Raw genomic sequence first — 15347 nt, 5'->3', positions numbered from 1 at the left:
GTGGCGACGCCCGCCGTAGGATGCGGAGGAACAGGTGCGGCAGACGGATGGACCAGGAGCAGCAGACCATCGTGAGCAGCGAGAACTCTTCGTCGGACGACGTGGCGCAGGTGTGGGACGTCGTCGTGGTGGGTGCGGGACCGGCGGGGGCTTCGGCCGCGTACGCGGCGGCGGTCGCCGGCCGCAGCGTGCTGTTGCTGGAGAAGGCGGAACTGCCGCGCTACAAGACGTGCGGCGGCGGAATCATCGGCCCCTCCCGGGACTCCCTGCCGCCCGGCTTCGAACTCCCCTTCCAGGACAAGGTGCACGCGGTCACCTTCTCCAACAACGGCCGTTTCACCCGCACCCGCCGCTCCAAGCAGATGCTGTTCGGGCTGATCAACCGGCCCGAGTTCGACCAGCAACTCGTCGAGCACGCCCAGAAGGCGGGCGCCGAGCTGCGTACGGGCGTCGCGGTGTCCCGGGTCGAGCAGCACGGCTCGGCGGTGCCGGACCGGCGGACGGTCGCCGTCGTCACGCAGGGCGGTGAGACGGTGCTGGCCCGCGCGGTGGTGGGCGCGGACGGCAGCGCCAGCCGCATAGGAGCACACGTCGGAGTGAAACTCGACCAGGTGGATCTGGGGCTGGAGGCCGAGATCCCGGTGCCGCCGACCGTCGCCGAGGACTGGCAGGGGCGGGTGCTCATCGACTGGGGCCCGATGCCCGGCAGTTACGGCTGGGTGTTCCCCAAGGGGGACACGCTGACGGTCGGTGTGATCTCCGCGCGCGGAGAGGGCGCGGCCACCAAGCGGTATCTCGAGGACTTCGTCGCCCGGTTGGGGCTGGCCGGCTTCGAGCCGAGCATCTCCTCCGGCCATCTGACCCGCTGCCGGGCCGACGACTCGCCGCTCTCCCGTGGCCGGGTACTTGTCTGCGGTGACGCGGCGGGCCTGCTGGAGCCCTGGACCCGGGAGGGCATCTCGTTCGCGCTGCGCTCGGGGCGGCTCGCGGGGGAGTGGGCGGTCCGGATCGCGGAGGCCCACGACGCTGTGGACACGCGACGCCAGGCCCTGAACTACGCGTTCGCCATCAAGGCGGGGCTGGGCGTGGAGATGGCTGTCGGCCGGAGCATGCTGAAGGCGTTCGAGCGGCGCCCCGGCGTCTTTCACGCCGCCCTGACCGGCTTCCGCCCCGCGTGGAACGCCTTCCGGGACATCACCCGCGGCTCCACCTCACTGGGCGAGCTGGTGCGTACCCATCCGCTGGCCGGGCGCGCCCTGACTGCGCTCGACAGGCCCTGAGGCACGGCGGGCAGGTCCCGCGGGGCGTTCACGACGTGACGGTGATCCGGAAGACGGGGTGCTTGGGCGCGGCGGCGAGGAGTTCCTCGTCGGTGGAGTTGACGTCGACGTCGCCGAAGAAGCGCCCCACCTCCCAGCCCCACTTCTTGAGGTAGGTGCGCAGCACGACCGGCTTCTCCGCGTCGGTGAGCTCGACGGCGGTGAACTCCTGTACCCGGCGGCCGACTTTCAGCCGGCCGCCGCCGGCGGCGCGCATGTTCCGCACCCATTCGGAGTGGCCGCGCGCCGACACGAGGTACGGGCCGCCCGGGTACGGAAGCGGGTTGACGGGCACCTGGCGCCATTCGCCGCTCTTGCGACCGAGGACGGAGAGTTCGGCGGTGCCCATGAGGCTCACGCCGTGACGTGCGAGCCAGCCGACCAGTCCGTTCATGGCCTGTTCGAACGCCTTGGGCCTCATGTAGTGGGCTGACGACGTCGTCATGGTGTCCTCCTGGAGTTCTGGCCGGCGAGCGCGCTTTGCTCTCGCTTGAGGGAAGTGTGCAGGAGATCGGTGCTCTAAATCAAGAGCACTGCTCTCTTTTTAGTTCCATGCTCTCGTTTGTGTGCACTGCTCTGAACGCGTGGCACACTCAAATCCATGACCACCGCACAAGGAGCCCGCGCCCGCGCCCGGATCGAAGTCACCTCGTCGATCAAGGACGAGGCGCGCAGACAACTAGTGGCTGAAGGCGCCGCGAAACTCTCGCTGCGGGCCGTCGCCCGCGAACTGGGCATGGTCTCCTCCGCGCTGTACCGCTACTTCCCCAGCCGGGACGACCTGCTGACCGCTCTCATCATCGACGCCTACGACTCCATGGGTGAGGCCGCCGAGTCCGCCCACGCGGCCGTCGCGGAGACCACCTCGCTGCGGCGCTGGGTCACGGTGTGCGAGGCGGTGCGCGAGTGGGCGCTCGCCCATCCCCACGAGTACGCGCTGATCTACGGTTCGCCGGTCCCCGGCTACAAGGCGCCCGAGACGACCGTGCCGGCCGCCTCGCGCGTCGGCCTCCTGCTGATCGGCATCGTGCGCGACGCCCACCGCCACACCGGCGTGGCGCGGCCCCCGATTCCGGCCGAACTGCGGTCCGAGGCCGACCGGGTGGGCGCCTTCATCGCCCCCGACCTGCCGCCGGAGGTGTCGGTGGTGCTCGTCGCGGGCTGGGCCCAGCTGTACGGGCTGATCGGGTTCGAACTGTTCGGCCAGTTCAACCGGGTGATCGAGGACCGGGAGACGTTCTTCCGCTATGCCGTCAGCCGGATCGCGCATGAGGTGGGCCTGGTGTTCCCGGAGAAGGAAGGCCATGAGGGACAGGGGGGCCAGGGGGAGAGGGAGAAGTAGGGGCGGGATCGGGGGAGGGGCGGTCTCGGCCTCGTACTCCCCGGGGAGTACGAGTGATCACCTCGTCCGGCGGACGCCGACGCCGGGCGGTGCCGTCTAGCGTGGCCGACATGGACGAGCAGCGCGGGCGCGGCGGAGGCCCGCCTCGGTGGTGGGGCCGGCGGGACGGTGCGGACGGATCCGGCACGGACCGGGGGGTCGGTCGGTGGCCCTGGCGGTCCACGGTGCTGGTGACCGCCTTCGTGCTGGCCGGCTCGAGGTTCGCCGCCGGGCAACAGGCGGACGACCGCGCCCACCTGGACCTCTTCGCGCGTCTCCTGCTCGTCGTCGGTTCGGGGCTGCTGCTGTGGCGGCAGCGGCACCCTGTGCTCGTCGTCTTCGGCACCGCCACCGCCGCCATGGTCTATCTCGGCGCCGGATACCCGTACGGGCCGGTCTTCCTGACCGTGGCCCTGGGCTGCTTCAGCGCTGTCGTCGCCGGGCACCGGAAGACGGCCTGGACGGCTGTCGGAATGCTCTGGGCGGGACATGTGCTGATCGCGCACTGGCTGTACCAGTGGCTGCCGCCGTCCGGGGACGAGGCCGCCTCCTGGGGGCAGGAGGCCGTCGTCGCCGCCTGGGTGGTGGCCATCGTGGCGGTCGCCGAACTGGTCCGGGTACGGCGGGAGCAGTGGGACCGGGAGCGGGCCGAGCGCGCCCGGGCCGCGCGGCGACGCGCCGACGAGGAACGGCTGCGGATCGCGCGTGAGCTGCACGACGTACTCGCGCACAGCATTTCGGTGATCAACGTGCAGGCGGGGGTCGGTCTCGCGCTGCTCGACTCCGACCCCGAGCAGGCCCGCACCGCGCTCACCACCATTAAGGACGCCAGCAAGGAGGCGCTCGGCGAGGTGCACCAGGTGCTCGACACACTGCGTACGCCGGGGGACGCGCCGCGCGCTCCCGCGCCCGGGCTGGACCGTCTGCCCGAGCTGGTGGAGCAGGCGGCCGGGGCGGGGCTGACCGTCGAGGTGCGGGGCACGGTCCCGAAGCTGCCGCCGGGTGCCGATCTGGCCGCCTTCCGGATCGTCCAGGAGGCACTCACCAATGTCGTACGGCACTCCGGTTCGCGGCACGCGCGCGTGCGGGTCGACGTCGACGAGGCGGACGGCGCTCTGCGGCTGCGTGTCGACGACGACGGGCCCGCGACCGGCGCCGACGCGGGTGGCAGCGGCAACGGGCTGGCCGGGATGCGGGAGCGGGCCGCCGCCCTCGGTGGCACGATCGAGGCGGGGCCGCGCGAGGACGGCGGTTTCCGGGTGCTGGCCGTGCTGCCGCTCAGGGTGAAGGAGGACCGGTGATCCGTGTACTGCTCGCCGACGACCAGTCGTTGGTCCGCGCGGGGTTCAGGGCGCTGCTCGACGCGCAGCCGGACATCGAGGTGGCCGGGGAGGCCGCCGACGGGGAGGAGGCTCTGCGCGCCGTACGCGAACTGCGCCCCGATGTCGTCCTGATGGACATCCGGATGCCGGTGCTGGACGGGCTCGCCGCCACCCGCAGGATCACCTGCGACGCGGCGCTGAACGAGGTCAGGGTGGTCATGCTGACCACCTTCGAACTCGACGAGTACGTCTTCGAGGCGATCCGTAGCGGCGCCTCCGGCTTTCTGGTGAAGGACACCGAGCCGGACGAACTCCTGCGCGCTGTCCGGTCGGTGGTCGCGGGTGACGCGCTGCTCTCGCCAGGGGTCACCCGGCGTCTGATCGGCGAGTTCGCCGCCCGTTCGAAGGAGCCGGCCGCCGCCGACGCCCTCGCCGCGCTCACCGAGCGGGAACGCGAGGTGATGGCCCTCGTCGGAATCGGCCTGTCGAACGAGGAGATCGCCCGGCGCCTCGTCGTCAGCCCGCTCACCGCGAAGACCCATGTGAGCCGCACGATGGTGAAGCTGGGCGCCCGCGACCGGGCCCAACTGGTCGTCCTGGCCTACGAGTCGGGGTTGGTGCGGCCGGGCTGGCTCGGCTGAGTCACGCCGGTGCGGTCGTTCTCACGCGTGAAGCGGTTCAGCACACTCACCACGCGCACCGCGAACAGGACGGCGCCCAGCGTCGCCCCCGAGCCGACAAGCGGGCCCTGCGCGGCATCCGACAGCCCGAAGACCCAGGCGGGGCCCGCCACCACCGCGAACACGAGCGCCGCCAGGAACGCGGCGCTGCACAGGGCGTATCCGATCTCCACCGTGACCGCGTCCCGCCGCGCCTGGGTGCTCCGAGTGCGGCCCTGCCCCATGTGTGCCCCGTAGTTGTCCATCCGCCGAGTAAACAAGCGGGTGCCCGTCCGGGCAAGCCGCCCGGCCGGGCACAGACGCTGGAACCCTGTCAGTCGTGGGCCGCCACCGGTTCGGTCACCGTCTCCTCCTGCCGCTGAGGGGATTTCGCGACGACGACGGACCGGCTCGGCCGCCGGGTGCGCAGACCGGGGAGTGAGACGAGCAGGCCGACGAGGGCGACGCCCGTGACCACGATCAGCCCGGGCCGGTAGGCGTCGAGGACGGCCTGCGGCGAGGCGTTGTCGGGCGTGCCCGCGGTGACGACCGCCGTCACGACGGCCAGGAAGATGGCGCCGCCCACCTGGACCGAGGTGTTCAACAGGCCGGAGACCATGCCCTGTTCGTGGTCCTCGACGCCGTTCGTGGCCTGGATGTTCAGCGACGGGAAGACCAGCGCGAAGGCCCCGCCGATCAGCAGCATCGACGGCAGGATCAGGGTGGTGTAGCTCGGGTCGAGGCTGACCCGCAGGAACAGGGCGTACCCGGTGATCATCAGCGCGAAGCCCGCCACGATCAGCCGCTGGGTGCCGAACCGGTCGACGATCGCGCCCATCTTCGTCGCGGACAGGGCGACGACCGCACCCGCGGGGAGGAAGGCGAGCGCCGTGTGGAGCGCCGACCAGCCGAGCAGCGACTGCATGTAGATGGTCACCAGGAACTGGAATCCCACATACGAGCCGAACAGCGTCAACGCGCCGAGCTGGGCGCGGAGCTGGTTGCCGGAGCGCAGCACCCCGAGCCGGACGAGCGGCCCGGCCGAGCGCCGCTCGACGCGGACGAAGACGGTCAGCAGTACCGCCACCGCGAGGAAGGACAGCAGTGTGCGCGCCGATGCCCAGCCGACCTCCGGGGCCTGTACGACGGTGAAGACCAGGAGCAGCATCGAGGCGGTGCCGAGAATCGCGCCGGGGACGTCGTGGCCGTCGTGGTCCTTCTCGCGTTCGCTGCGCGGCAGCAGCTTCAGGCCCGCGAACAGGGCGAGTACGGCGACCGGCGCCGGCAGCAGCATCGTCAGTCGCCAACTGGCCTCGGTGAGCAGGCCGGAGAGCACCAGGCCCATCGAGAAGCCGGTGGCCGCGCAGGTGGTGTAGATGGACAGGGCCCGGTTGCGCAGCGGGCCCTCCGCGAAGGTCCTGGTGATGATGGACAGGCCTGCCGGGGCGGTGAAGGCGGCGCTGAGCCCCTTGACGAAGCGGCTGGCGATCAGCAGTGGGCCCGAGTCGACGAGCCCGCCGAGCAGCGAGGCGAGGGCGAAGACGCCGAGCGCCGTCAGGAACACCTGACGGCGGCCGAGCAGGTCGGGGTTCCTGCCGCCGATAGGCAGGAGTCCGCCGTATCCCAGGATTTGACATCCTCACCTGTGTGAACGCAGGAGATTCCGGTCTGCACCGCTACGCGATGCTCCCTTGGGTTCCTGCTTCATCGGCCTCTGCCACCCGAGGGCGGTCTGACAAGGTCTCCACAGGCTTGACGTCCCGCCAGTCCGGCGGTAAGTCCTCCAAGTACGTTGTCGGACAGGGGCAACTTCAGCAGTGGCGCTGGGGCCCTCCGGGTCACCGGCCTCAGGAATGCGTTGACGGAGCCAGTACATGCACACGCAGGAATGCAAATGCATGTAATGCTCGTGCAACAAACGACCGTTCGGCTCAGATGGCGGACTTCTCCTGCCACAGAGCGGCGAGTGCGGGATCGCCGCTCACCCCGGGGAACGGCTGCCGGTTCCACAGGGCCAGATAGAGCTCGGCGGCGGTCCCGCTCACCTCGCAGTCGGCGTCCTGGGCGGACCGATCCGCCTGCCTTGTGACTCGCTCGGCGGCCGGCGACTCCGATGTCAGGCGTACGGTCCACAGCGCGTCGTCCCTGTCGGTCGCCCGGACACGCAGTACCCGCGGTTCGTCCGTGCGGACCTGGCTCCTGGTGCGGGCGTGGAAACCGAGCAGGATCTCGTCGATGCCGTCCGTGGCGAAGTCCGGATCGAGCGGGGTGCGCGCGGTGCCGAGGGCGGACTCGGCGTCCACCCGGTGGACGGAGGTCTCGTGGGCCTGCCGCCGGGTCCAGAACGCGAGTGCCGAGGGGGCGGGCAGGAAAGTCCAGCACTCGAGGTCGGGCGGTGCCGAGGCGAGGGTGTCGACGAGGATGCGATGGCCTTCCCGGAACCAGGTGAGCAGCGCATCGCCGTCGAGGTCGGGCGGACCGCTGGGACGGTTGGGGGTCATGCGCCGCTCGGCGACATGGGCGGCGGCCCAGCGGTGCACCATGCCCGTGTGCCGTACCAGGTCGCTCACCTGCCAGTCCGGACAGGTGGGCACCTTGGCGTCGGTCCCCGCCCGTTCGGCGGCGTCAGCGAGCAACTGGCCCTCGGCGGCGAGGGTTTCCACGAATCGCGCGGTCTCGATCAAGGTTGTCTCCAATGCGGCATGAGAGATGAGGGATGAGGGATGAGAGATACGGTTCGGGATCGCGGTTGCCTAGTGGCTCAAAAACGTTTCGGTGGTCGTCACGAACCGCTGTGCGTCGTCGAGCCACGGGAAGTGCCCGGCACCCGGCTGGACCGTCGACTCGGCGTACGGGAACAGTCCCGCGAGCTCGGCCACCGCGGGCGGCGGGGAGTTGAGGTCGACCTCCCCGGCCAGCACGAGGACCGGAGCGGTGAGACGGGCGAGAGCCGCGCGGGTGGCGGGCGGGTCGAAGGCACCCTCGGCGGCGAAGAGGGCCGCGGCCTCGTTGTTGCGCTGCACGTCCTCGGCGGCCCGGTGGGCACGGGCGGCCTCGTCCCAACGGCCGTACCAGAAGGGGGCGACGGCCTGGAAGGTGTCCGCGCCCGCCCGGCCGGCGACGAGCGCCTCCAGCGCCGCGAACGCCTCCGGGAACCACGGTTCGTCGCGGCGCAGCCGGGCCGTCCCGACCCGGACGTCTCCCGTGACGGTGATGCCGACGGCCGCCATGCTGGGGGTGATCAGCGCGAGTCTGCCGACGCGTTCGGGGTGTCCGGCCGCGTACAGCGCGGCCAGATTCGTGCCGGCGGAGTGGCCCAGCAGGTCCAGCCGGTCGAGGCCGAGGTGCTCACGGAGTGCCTCGACGTCGTCCACGAGGCGGTCGCAGCGGTAGGACGCGGGGTCCTCCGGTACCGCCGACCGGCCGGTGCCCCGGAGATCGAGCATGATCAGGCGCCGGTGCGCGGACAGACCGCCGAGGTCCCCGAGATAGACGGAGTCCTGCATCGGCCCGCCGGGCAGACAGACGAGCGGTGGTCCCTCCCCGAGTACGCGGTAGGCCAGCTTGGTTCCGTCGTACGCGGAGAAGACAGACATGGGCACGACTTTCGCAGCGCTGCTCGGGCCGGGCAACCGGGTTTTGCGTGCGGTCGGAGTGCGGGCAGGAGCAGGTACGCCGGGAAGATCGTGGACGGCCGGACCTGGTTCTCTGAGTTCGATCTCGCGGCACCTTCGTGGGCCTGCGGTCCAGGGATCCGCGGGGCCGGTCGATTCGCCTGACGAGGTGTTCGGTGTTCGGACGGGCCGGAGTGACCTGTCTTCAGATCGGGGGCGTCAGCGGCGCGTTCGTGGCTTGGGGGGCCGGGAGCCAGTCGGCGGGGCCGACAGCGGACGTCGACGAGAACGACGTCGCGTCCGCCGAAAGACCCCCGAGGAGTCGGGCCCGACCCGAGTGATGTGTCGTCAGTCCGTCGCCGTGCGGCGCGTCGTCACCGCGATCAGGGCGGCGAGGGCGGCCAGTGCGGCCACGCTGGTGAGGGCGGTGGGCAGGGAGAACCAGTCGGCCATGAAGCCGATGGCGGGCGGGCCCAGGAGCATGCCGCCGTACCCGAGCGTGGACGCGATCGCCACTCCGTCGGGCCCGGCCAGCGCGCCGGCGCGTTCGACGGCGACGGGGAACAGGTTGGCGAGCCCCAGCCCGGTGATCACGAAGCCCACCAGCGCCGCCCACAGGGACGGCGCGAGTGCCCCGAGGAGCATGCCGACGGCTGCGGTCGTGCCCCCGAGCACCAGGGTGCGGGTCTGGCCCAGGCGTTCGAGGAGCGTCGTGCCGGTCAGCCGGCCGATGGTCATGGCGAGCGCGAAGCAGGAGTAGCCGATCGCCGCGAGCCCCGGTGTGGCGTCCAGGTCCTGCTCCAGGTGCAGGGCGCTCCAGTCGGCCAGGGCGCCTTCTCCGTATGCAGTGCACAGGGCGATCAGGCCGAACACGGTCACCAGTCGGCGGGTGCGGGAGTCCATGCGGCGTGGCGGGCCGGCCGGGCGCGCGGAGGCCGCCGGTGCACCGGGCGACGGGTGCCGCAGCAGGGTGCGGCCCGCGAAGAGGGTGACGATCAGGCCGATCACGGTGAGGCCGAACAGGTGGCGCGTGGGGGACAGCACGCCGGCCACGAGTCCGCCGAGCCCGGCGCCGATCATGCCGCCGAGGCTGAAAGCCGCGTGGAAGCTGGGCATGATCGGGCGGCGCAGCGCGGCGACGAGATCCACGGCGGCGCTGTTGAAGGCCACGTTGATACCACCGAAGGCCATGCCGAAGATCAGCAGCACGGCGCCGAGCGCGAGGGCGGAGTGGGTGAGCGGCGGCAGCGCGACACTGAGGCAGAGAAGCACGGCGCAGACGACGGTGACTTGATGATTGCCGTAGCGACGGCAGAGGCGCCCGGTGAGGATCATCGTGACGACGGCCCCGCCGGAGACGCCGAGAAGGGCGAGTCCGAGGGCGCTCGCGGAGGCGTCGGTCTGCTCCTTGACGGCGGGGATGCGTACGACCCAGCCGGCGAAGACGAAGCCGTCGAGGGCGAAGAAGACGGTGAGGGCGATCCGGAGGCGGGTGAGGGTGTTCCCGGGCACGGCGTTGTGCGTTCGGGTTTTGTTTATTTGTGGCACAAACTGAGGCTAGGGCGGTGACGTCGGCCGGGGCAAGAGCACCGGTCAGGGTGAGACACCCGACACCGCGCCGGGAACCACCGCGTTGCGGGTGCCCGAGAAGATGACGCCGGGGTCGGCGGGGGCGTGGTTGAGGACCCACAGGCCGATCAGTACGGCGAGGGTGAAGACGACGGCGGTCAGGACGGCGAGGACGAGCCGTCTGCGGCGTTCCCGGCGCAGCCAGTCGCCGCGTGCCGTGCGGAAGGCGTCGGGGGAGGGGGAGGCACTCACCCCGCCGGCGAGGGTTTCCAGGGCGGCGCGCAACTCCCTTTCCGTGCGGCCCTGTTGCGTGTCGTGCCGATGCGTGTCGGGCCGTTCCGGGAGATCCGGCTCCGTGATGTCCTCGTGGGCCCGGTCCGGGCTGGTGTCGTTCATCGCCGTGTCTCCATCGCCTGGGTCAGAGCGGCGATGCCGCGTGCGGTGTGTGTCTTGACCGAGCCGCAGGAAATGCCCATCGCGGCGGCGATCTCGCTCTCCTTCAGGCCCATCCAGTGCCGCAGGACGAGCGCCTCGCGCTGTCGGGCGGGCAGCTGCTGGAGGGCGCCGATCAGTACACGTTGGTCGTCGTGGAGCAGAGCGGTGCTCTCGGCGGAGGCGACGGCGTCGTCCGGCGGCGGTGGGTTCTCCACATGACGGCGGGCGACCTGGAGGTGACGTATGCGCATCCGGGTCAGATTGCACACGGTGGAACGCAGATACGCCTCCGCCGCCCCGGTCTCCCGCAGGCGGCGCCACTTCCGATAGAGCTGGTAGTAGGCCTCGGCCACCACGTTCTCCGGGTCGTCCGCGCCGAGCAGGACGGCCAGTCGCAGCATCGAGGAATAGTGCAGCTCGAAGAGACCCGAGAGGGCCGCCTCCCGTTCGGCCTCGGCCGGATCGACCGTCGCGGGAGCGAGGACCTCGCTCACGGAGGCGGGCCGCGGAACGGGCGGCGCCGTGGCGACGGCCGGATCGGCCACAGCCGCAGCCAGCGGGGGCATCACCGGCAGGGGAGGGTGCTGTCTGCGTCTCACGGGTGGTTCGCTCCCGTCTCTGGGCGCCGCCTGACGGTCAGGCGGGACGGCAGGTCGGTCATATCGGCGCCGCGCGGGACGCCGAGACGTTCGAGGACCGCGGTGCCGAGTACGGCGACGGCCAGATTGAGCACGAGGGCGGCGAGCCCCGCGTAGATCTGCAGGGGCTGGTCGGCCGGACCGAACGGCACGATGGACGAGAAGCCCTCGCGCACCACCAGGAACGTGCCGGCCGCCATACCGCTGGCCCACCCGGCGAGCAGCGCGCGCGGATGCAGCCGGCCGGTGAACAGCCCGACGGCGACGGCCGGGAAGATCTGCAGGATCCAGACCCCGCCGAGCAGCTGGAGATTGACGGCGTCCTGGTCGCGCAGCCCGAACACGAATGCCACGGCCCCCACCTTCGCGGTCAGCGACACCGCCTTGGCGATGCGCACCTGCCGCTTGGGCGTGGCCGTCGGATGCACGTACTCGACGTACACATTGCGTACGAAACTGGTGGCGGCCGCGATCGACATCACCGCGGCCGGGACCAGCGCGCCCACAGTGATCGCGCCGAACACCAGCCCCGCCAGCGGCCCCGGCATCAACCGGTCGACGAGCATCGGCACGGCCGCCTCGGCCCCGCCCTCCGGCGCTCGAACGTCCGCCGCCAGAGCGGCGATGCCGAGGAAACCGAAGAGCGCCAGCAGCCCCGTCCACGCGGGCAGCGCCACGGCGACCTTGCGGACAGTGCGCGTGCCGTCGGCCGCGAAACCGGCGGTGAGCACATGCGGGTACATCAGCAGCGCCAGCGCGGAGCCGAGGGCGAGCGTGGCGTACGCCGGCTGCTGCGCGGGGGACAGGAGCAGCGGGGAGTGCGCGGCGTCCGTGCCGCCGAGGCGGCGCGCCGCCCCGTCGAAGACAGGTCCGGGGCCACCGAACCGGTCGAGGACCAGCCAGCAGACGGCGCCCAGCGACACGAACACGGCCACCGCCTTGAGCGCCGAGATGACAGCCGGTGCGCGCAGCCCGTGCCGGTACGTCGCCACCGCGAGCCCGGCGAACAGCGCCACCATGACCAGGTCCCCGGCGGCGCCCCGAGGATAGAGGCCCCCGGCGGTCAACACGGCACGTATGCCCAGGAGTTGAAGGGCGAGGTACGGCATCGTCGCGAGGATCCCGGTCAGCGCGACCACCAGGGCGAGCGGCGGAGAACCGTACCGCCCGCGCACGAAGTCGGCGGCCGTGACATAACCGTGCCGCCGGGCCACCGCCCACAGCCGGGTCAGCAGGACGAAGGCGAGCGGGCAGACGATCACCGTGTACGGCACCGCGAAGAAGGCGGGCGCGCCGTTGCCGTACGCCAGGCCGGGCACCGCGGTGAAGGTGTACGCGGTGAAGATCGTGCCGCCGAGCAGCAGCCAGGTCCACACCGGGCCGAGACTCCGGTCGGCCAGCGCCCAGCCCTCCAGCGAAGGCAGCCGGTCGTTGGGGCGCAGGCGGCGCGCGGTCACGGCGAGCAGCGACGCCCCGCCGATCACGGCGAGGAACGTCGTGGTCATGGCGCTGTCCGCCATGGGTCACCGTCCTTGGTGTGCCTGGAACCCCTCGCCGGAGAGTTGCGCGGGTGGCCGGTTCGGATGACAGGGAACCGGCGGGAAATCTTCTGGAAATTCGGTGTCAACCGATTCCGGCGGGCGGGCAACTCTTGCACAGACACCCAGCGAGCGGGAAGGGAGCGCAGGTCATGCCACGGATCGAACACCAGCGGCTACGGCGCGTCGCCGTCGCCGCGCTGCTCCTCGCGCCCACGGCAGGACTGCTGTGGGTCCCCTGGTACGCCGGTGCGAGCCCGCGTCTGACCGGGACACCGTTCTTCTACTGGTACCAGCTCGCCTGGGTCCCGGGCAGCGCGCTCTGCCTGCTCGCCGCCTACGCGCTGACCAGGAAGGACGGCCGCGACCCCTGACCGGGTCCGGTCGGCCGTCCGGTCGACCACCGACGTCACCCCGCTGAGCCGCGCACAGCCGACCAGCTGCTCAGCCATCACCCACCACACCGTCAAGGTGAGGAGCCGCCATGCCCGTATCAGCCATGCCCGAATCCGCTCTCCCGGCGCCGGAAGACCCGCCGTCCAGGCCCTCGGGTCCCTCCCGTATGTCCCCGCGCTCGATGCTGCTGTGGACCGCCGTCGCCCTGGTCGGGGCCGTCGGCTGGGGTGTCCTCGCGCTGGCCCGGGGCGAGGAGATCTCCGCGGTCTGGCTGGTGATGGCCGCCCTCGGCTCGTACGCCATCGCCTACCGCTTCTACTCCCGCTTCGTCGTCCGACGTGTACTCGAGCCGGACGACAACCGGGCCACCCCCGCCGAACGCCTCGATGACGGAGTCGACTTCCAGCCGACCGACCGCCGGGTGCTTCTCGGCCACCACTTCGCCGCCATCGCCGGTGCCGGACCGCTGGTGGGACCGGTCCTCGCGGCCCAGATGGGGTACCTGCCCGGCACCCTGTGGATCGTCGCCGGAGTGATCTTCGCCGGAGCGGTGCAGGACATGGTGGTGCTGTTCCTGTCCATGCGCCGGGACGGCAAGTCGCTCGGGCAGATGGCCCGCGACGAGATCGGCAGGGCAGGCGGCGCCGCTGCCCTGATCGCCGTCTTCGCCATCATGATCATCCTGCTCGGGGTGCTCGCCCTGGTCGTGGTCAACGCGCTCGCCCACTCGCCGTGGGGCACCTTCTCCGTCGCCATGACCATCCCCATCGCCCTGTTCATGGGCTTCTGGATGCATGTCGTCCGGCCAGGCCGGGTCGTCGAGACCAGCCTCATCGGGGTCGCCCTGCTGCTGCTCGCGATCATCGGCGGCAGCTGGATCCAGAACTCCTCCCTCGCCGACACCTTCACCCTCAGCCCGACGACCCTGGTGTTCTGTCTGGTCGGCTACGGCTTCGTCGCCTCCGTCCTCCCGGTGTGGATGCTGCTCGCACCCCGCGACTACCTCTCCACCTTCATGAAGATCGGCACCATCGCGCTGCTCGCGGTCGGCGTCGTCGTCGCCACGCCCGTCATGCGGGCGGACGCGGTGAGCGACTTCGCCTCCTCGGGCACGGGCCCGGTCTTCGCCGGATCGCTCTTCCCGTTCCTCTTCATCACCATCGCCTGCGGCGCCCTGTCCGGCTTCCACGCGCTGGTCGCCTCCGGGACCACTCCGAAGCTGATCCAGAAGGAGTCCCAGGTCCGGATGATCGGCTACGGCGCCATGCTGATGGAGTCGTTCGTCGCGATCATGGCGCTGATCGCCGCCGCCACCCTCGAACCCGGCCTCTACTACGCGATGAACGCCCCCGCCGGACTCCTCGGCACCACCGCCGAATCCGCCTCCCACGCGGTGGCGGGCCTCGGCTTCACCATCACCCCCGACCAGTTGACCCAGGCCGCGAAGGCCGTCGAGGAACAGACACTGATCGCCCGCTCCGGCGGCGCGCCCACCCTCGCCGTCGGTATGTCGGAGATCTTCTCCGGCGTCTTCGGCGGATCAGCCCTGAAGGCCTTCTGGTACCACTTCGCGATCATGTTCGAAGCACTGTTCATCCTGACGACGGTCGACGCGGGCACCCGGGTCGGACGTTTCATGCTCCAGGACATGCTCGGCAACGTCTGGAAGCCCATCGGCCGCGTCAACTGGAAGCCCGGCATCTGGCTGTGCAGCGGACTCGTCGTGGCCGCCTGGGGCTACTTCCTGTACACCGGCGCCACCGACCCGCTCGGCGGAATCAACCAGCTCTTCCCGCTGTTCGGCATCGCCAACCAGCTGCTGGCCGCCGTCGCCCTCACCGTCTGCACGACGGTACTGATCAAGTCCGGCCGGCTGCGCTGGGCCTGGGTCACCGGTGTTCCGCTCGCCTGGGTGGTCGCGATCACCTTCACCGCCGGCTGGCAGAAGATCTTCTCCGACGATCCCCGGGTCGGCTTCTTCGCCCAGCGCGCCAAGTACGCCGACGGGATCGACGCCGGCCAGGTCCTGCCGCCCGCCAAAACCCTCGACGACATGCACACCGTGGTCACCAACTCCACGGTCGACGGCGTCCTGATCGCCCTGTTCCTGCTGCTGGTCGCGGTGGTCATCGCCAACGCGGCCGTGGTGTGCGTACGAGCCGTACGTTCCCCCGTACCGCTCCCGACGACCGAGGCGCCGTACGTCGCATCCCGCATCGATGTGCGCCACGATGCCGCCGAACCGCTGGTGGGAGCCGGCTCGTGAAGGCCCGGCCCCGGGCCTTCCTCCGGTACCCGCGCTTCCTTCGGTACCTGCACTGGTACCTGCGCGAGCTGACCGGCGAGGCCGAGTACGACCGCTACCGCGAGCGCCACCTCGGCCACCACCCACAGGCCCCGGTACCCACCCGGCGCGAGTACGAGGTACTGCGCACCCTGCACCGGGAGAACCACCCCCAGAGCCGCTGCTGCTGAC

At 71.1% G+C, this 15347-nt stretch carries 15 protein-coding genes and 1 pseudogene; 7 read left to right on the top strand and 9 right to left on the bottom strand.

The features are described 5' to 3' along the window. Positions 1-71: 71 nt before the first annotated feature. Complete coding sequence (locus PV396_RS10790) at positions 72-1280, top strand: geranylgeranyl reductase family protein (protein ID WP_319204058.1); 1209 nt, start codon at positions 72-74, stop codon at positions 1278-1280. 28 nt (positions 1281-1308) lie between these two features. Here PV396_RS10790 and PV396_RS10785 read toward each other — a convergent pair whose 3' ends face one another. Further along, positions 1309-1764, bottom strand: coding sequence for a nitroreductase family deazaflavin-dependent oxidoreductase (locus PV396_RS10785; protein WP_319202996.1), 456 nt, complete (start codon positions 1762-1764; stop codon positions 1309-1311). Positions 1765-1920: 156 nt separating this feature from the next. Here PV396_RS10785 and PV396_RS10780 point away from each other — a divergent pair, with 156 nt between their 5' ends. The 3 genes from PV396_RS10780 to PV396_RS10770 all read left to right on the top strand — a co-directional run bounded on the left by PV396_RS10780 (position 1921) and on the right by PV396_RS10770 (position 4663). After that, positions 1921-2661, top strand: coding sequence for a TetR/AcrR family transcriptional regulator (locus PV396_RS10780; protein ID WP_319202994.1), 741 nt, complete (start codon positions 1921-1923; stop codon positions 2659-2661). A 110-nt stretch (positions 2662-2771) separates the two neighbouring features. Continuing rightward, entirely contained in the window at positions 2772-4001 is a 1230-nt protein-coding gene (locus PV396_RS10775; RefSeq protein ID WP_319202991.1) for a sensor histidine kinase, read from the top strand. Further along, positions 3998-4663 carry a response regulator transcription factor gene (locus tag PV396_RS10770; protein WP_319202989.1) on the top strand — a complete coding sequence of 222 codons (666 nt, stop codon included), beginning with the start codon at positions 3998-4000 and terminating at the stop codon, positions 4661-4663. The genes PV396_RS10775 and PV396_RS10770 overlap by 4 nt, the downstream gene beginning before the upstream one ends. On the opposite strand, the gene PV396_RS10765 is transcribed toward PV396_RS10770, so the two are convergent. From PV396_RS10765 to PV396_RS10730, 8 genes and pseudogenes are all read right to left on the bottom strand, one after another. After that, positions 4624-4947 carry a DUF6332 family protein gene (locus PV396_RS10765; RefSeq protein ID WP_319202987.1) on the bottom strand — a complete coding sequence of 108 codons (324 nt, stop codon included), beginning with the start codon at positions 4945-4947 and terminating at the stop codon, positions 4624-4626. The genes PV396_RS10770 and PV396_RS10765 overlap by 40 nt on opposite strands. Positions 4948-5015: 68 nt before the next feature. Then, positions 5016-6311, bottom strand: a pseudogene (locus PV396_RS10760) (MFS transporter); the annotation flags it as partial. A gap of 301 nt (positions 6312-6612) precedes the next feature. After that, positions 6613-7362 carry a maleylpyruvate isomerase family mycothiol-dependent enzyme gene (locus PV396_RS10755; RefSeq protein WP_319204056.1) on the bottom strand — a complete coding sequence of 250 codons (750 nt, stop codon included), beginning with the start codon at positions 7360-7362 and terminating at the stop codon, positions 6613-6615. A gap of 72 nt (positions 7363-7434) precedes the next feature. Beyond that, positions 7435-8277, bottom strand: a complete 843-nt coding sequence (locus PV396_RS10750; RefSeq protein WP_319202985.1) for an alpha/beta hydrolase — start codon at positions 8275-8277, stop codon at positions 7435-7437. A gap of 366 nt (positions 8278-8643) precedes the next feature. Further along, the gene (locus PV396_RS10745) at positions 8644-9807 is read right to left on the bottom strand and encodes an MFS transporter (protein WP_319202983.1); all 1164 of its coding nucleotides are present in this window, start codon (positions 9805-9807) and stop codon (positions 8644-8646) included. A gap of 81 nt (positions 9808-9888) precedes the next feature. After that, the gene (locus PV396_RS10740; protein ID WP_319202981.1) at positions 9889-10260 is read right to left on the bottom strand and encodes a hypothetical protein; all 372 of its coding nucleotides are present in this window, start codon (positions 10258-10260) and stop codon (positions 9889-9891) included. Continuing rightward, positions 10257-10898: a SigE family RNA polymerase sigma factor gene (locus tag PV396_RS10735; RefSeq protein ID WP_319202979.1), complete on the bottom strand. Its 642-nt coding sequence runs from the start codon at positions 10896-10898 to the stop codon at positions 10257-10259. Before PV396_RS10735 ends, PV396_RS10740 begins: the two co-directional genes overlap by 4 nt. Further along, positions 10895-12457, bottom strand: coding sequence for a sodium:solute symporter family transporter (locus PV396_RS10730; RefSeq protein ID WP_319202977.1), 1563 nt, complete (start codon positions 12455-12457; stop codon positions 10895-10897). The genes PV396_RS10735 and PV396_RS10730 overlap by 4 nt, the downstream gene beginning before the upstream one ends. Positions 12458-12627: 170 nt before the next feature. On the opposite strand from PV396_RS10730, the gene PV396_RS10725 reads away from it, so the two are divergent. The 3 genes from PV396_RS10725 (at position 12628) to PV396_RS10715 (ending at position 15346) form a co-directional block, all read left to right on the top strand. Then, positions 12628-12849 carry a DUF3311 domain-containing protein gene (locus PV396_RS10725; RefSeq protein WP_319202975.1) on the top strand — a complete coding sequence of 74 codons (222 nt, stop codon included), beginning with the start codon at positions 12628-12630 and terminating at the stop codon, positions 12847-12849. A gap of 110 nt (positions 12850-12959) precedes the next feature. Then, positions 12960-15137, top strand: a complete 2178-nt coding sequence (locus PV396_RS10720) for a carbon starvation CstA family protein (protein ID WP_319202973.1) — start codon at positions 12960-12962, stop codon at positions 15135-15137. Beyond that, positions 15134-15346: a YbdD/YjiX family protein gene (locus PV396_RS10715; protein ID WP_319202971.1), complete on the top strand. Its 213-nt coding sequence runs from the start codon at positions 15134-15136 to the stop codon at positions 15344-15346. The genes PV396_RS10720 and PV396_RS10715 overlap by 4 nt, the downstream gene beginning before the upstream one ends. Position 15347: the final 1 nt, after the last annotated feature.

Source organism: Streptomyces sp. ME02-8801-2C, from assembly GCF_033793965.1.
GTDB lineage: Bacteria > Actinomycetota > Actinomycetes > Streptomycetales > Streptomycetaceae > Streptomyces.
This window is presented reverse-complemented; position numbering and strand designations above follow the sequence as displayed.

Coding starts and splice junctions, on each gene's coding strand:
- PV396_RS10780 (WP_319202994.1), top strand. CDS start 1,921: ATGACCACCGCACAAGGAGCCCGCGCCCGCGCCCGGATCGAAGTCACC.
- PV396_RS10785 (WP_319202996.1), bottom strand. CDS start 1,764: ATGACGACGTCGTCAGCCCACTACATGAGGCCCAAGGCGTTCGAACAG.
- PV396_RS10730 (WP_319202977.1), bottom strand. CDS start 12,457: ATGGCGGACAGCGCCATGACCACGACGTTCCTCGCCGTGATCGGCGGG.
- PV396_RS10720 (WP_319202973.1), top strand. CDS start 12,960: ATGCCCGTATCAGCCATGCCCGAATCCGCTCTCCCGGCGCCGGAAGAC.
- PV396_RS10750 (WP_319202985.1), bottom strand. CDS start 8,277: ATGTCTGTCTTCTCCGCGTACGACGGAACCAAGCTGGCCTACCGCGTA.
- PV396_RS10775 (WP_319202991.1), top strand. CDS start 2,772: ATGGACGAGCAGCGCGGGCGCGGCGGAGGCCCGCCTCGGTGGTGGGGC.
- PV396_RS10765 (WP_319202987.1), bottom strand. CDS start 4,947: ATGGACAACTACGGGGCACACATGGGGCAGGGCCGCACTCGGAGCACC.
- PV396_RS10740 (WP_319202981.1), bottom strand. CDS start 10,260: ATGAACGACACCAGCCCGGACCGGGCCCACGAGGACATCACGGAGCCG.
- PV396_RS10725 (WP_319202975.1), top strand. CDS start 12,628: ATGCCACGGATCGAACACCAGCGGCTACGGCGCGTCGCCGTCGCCGCG.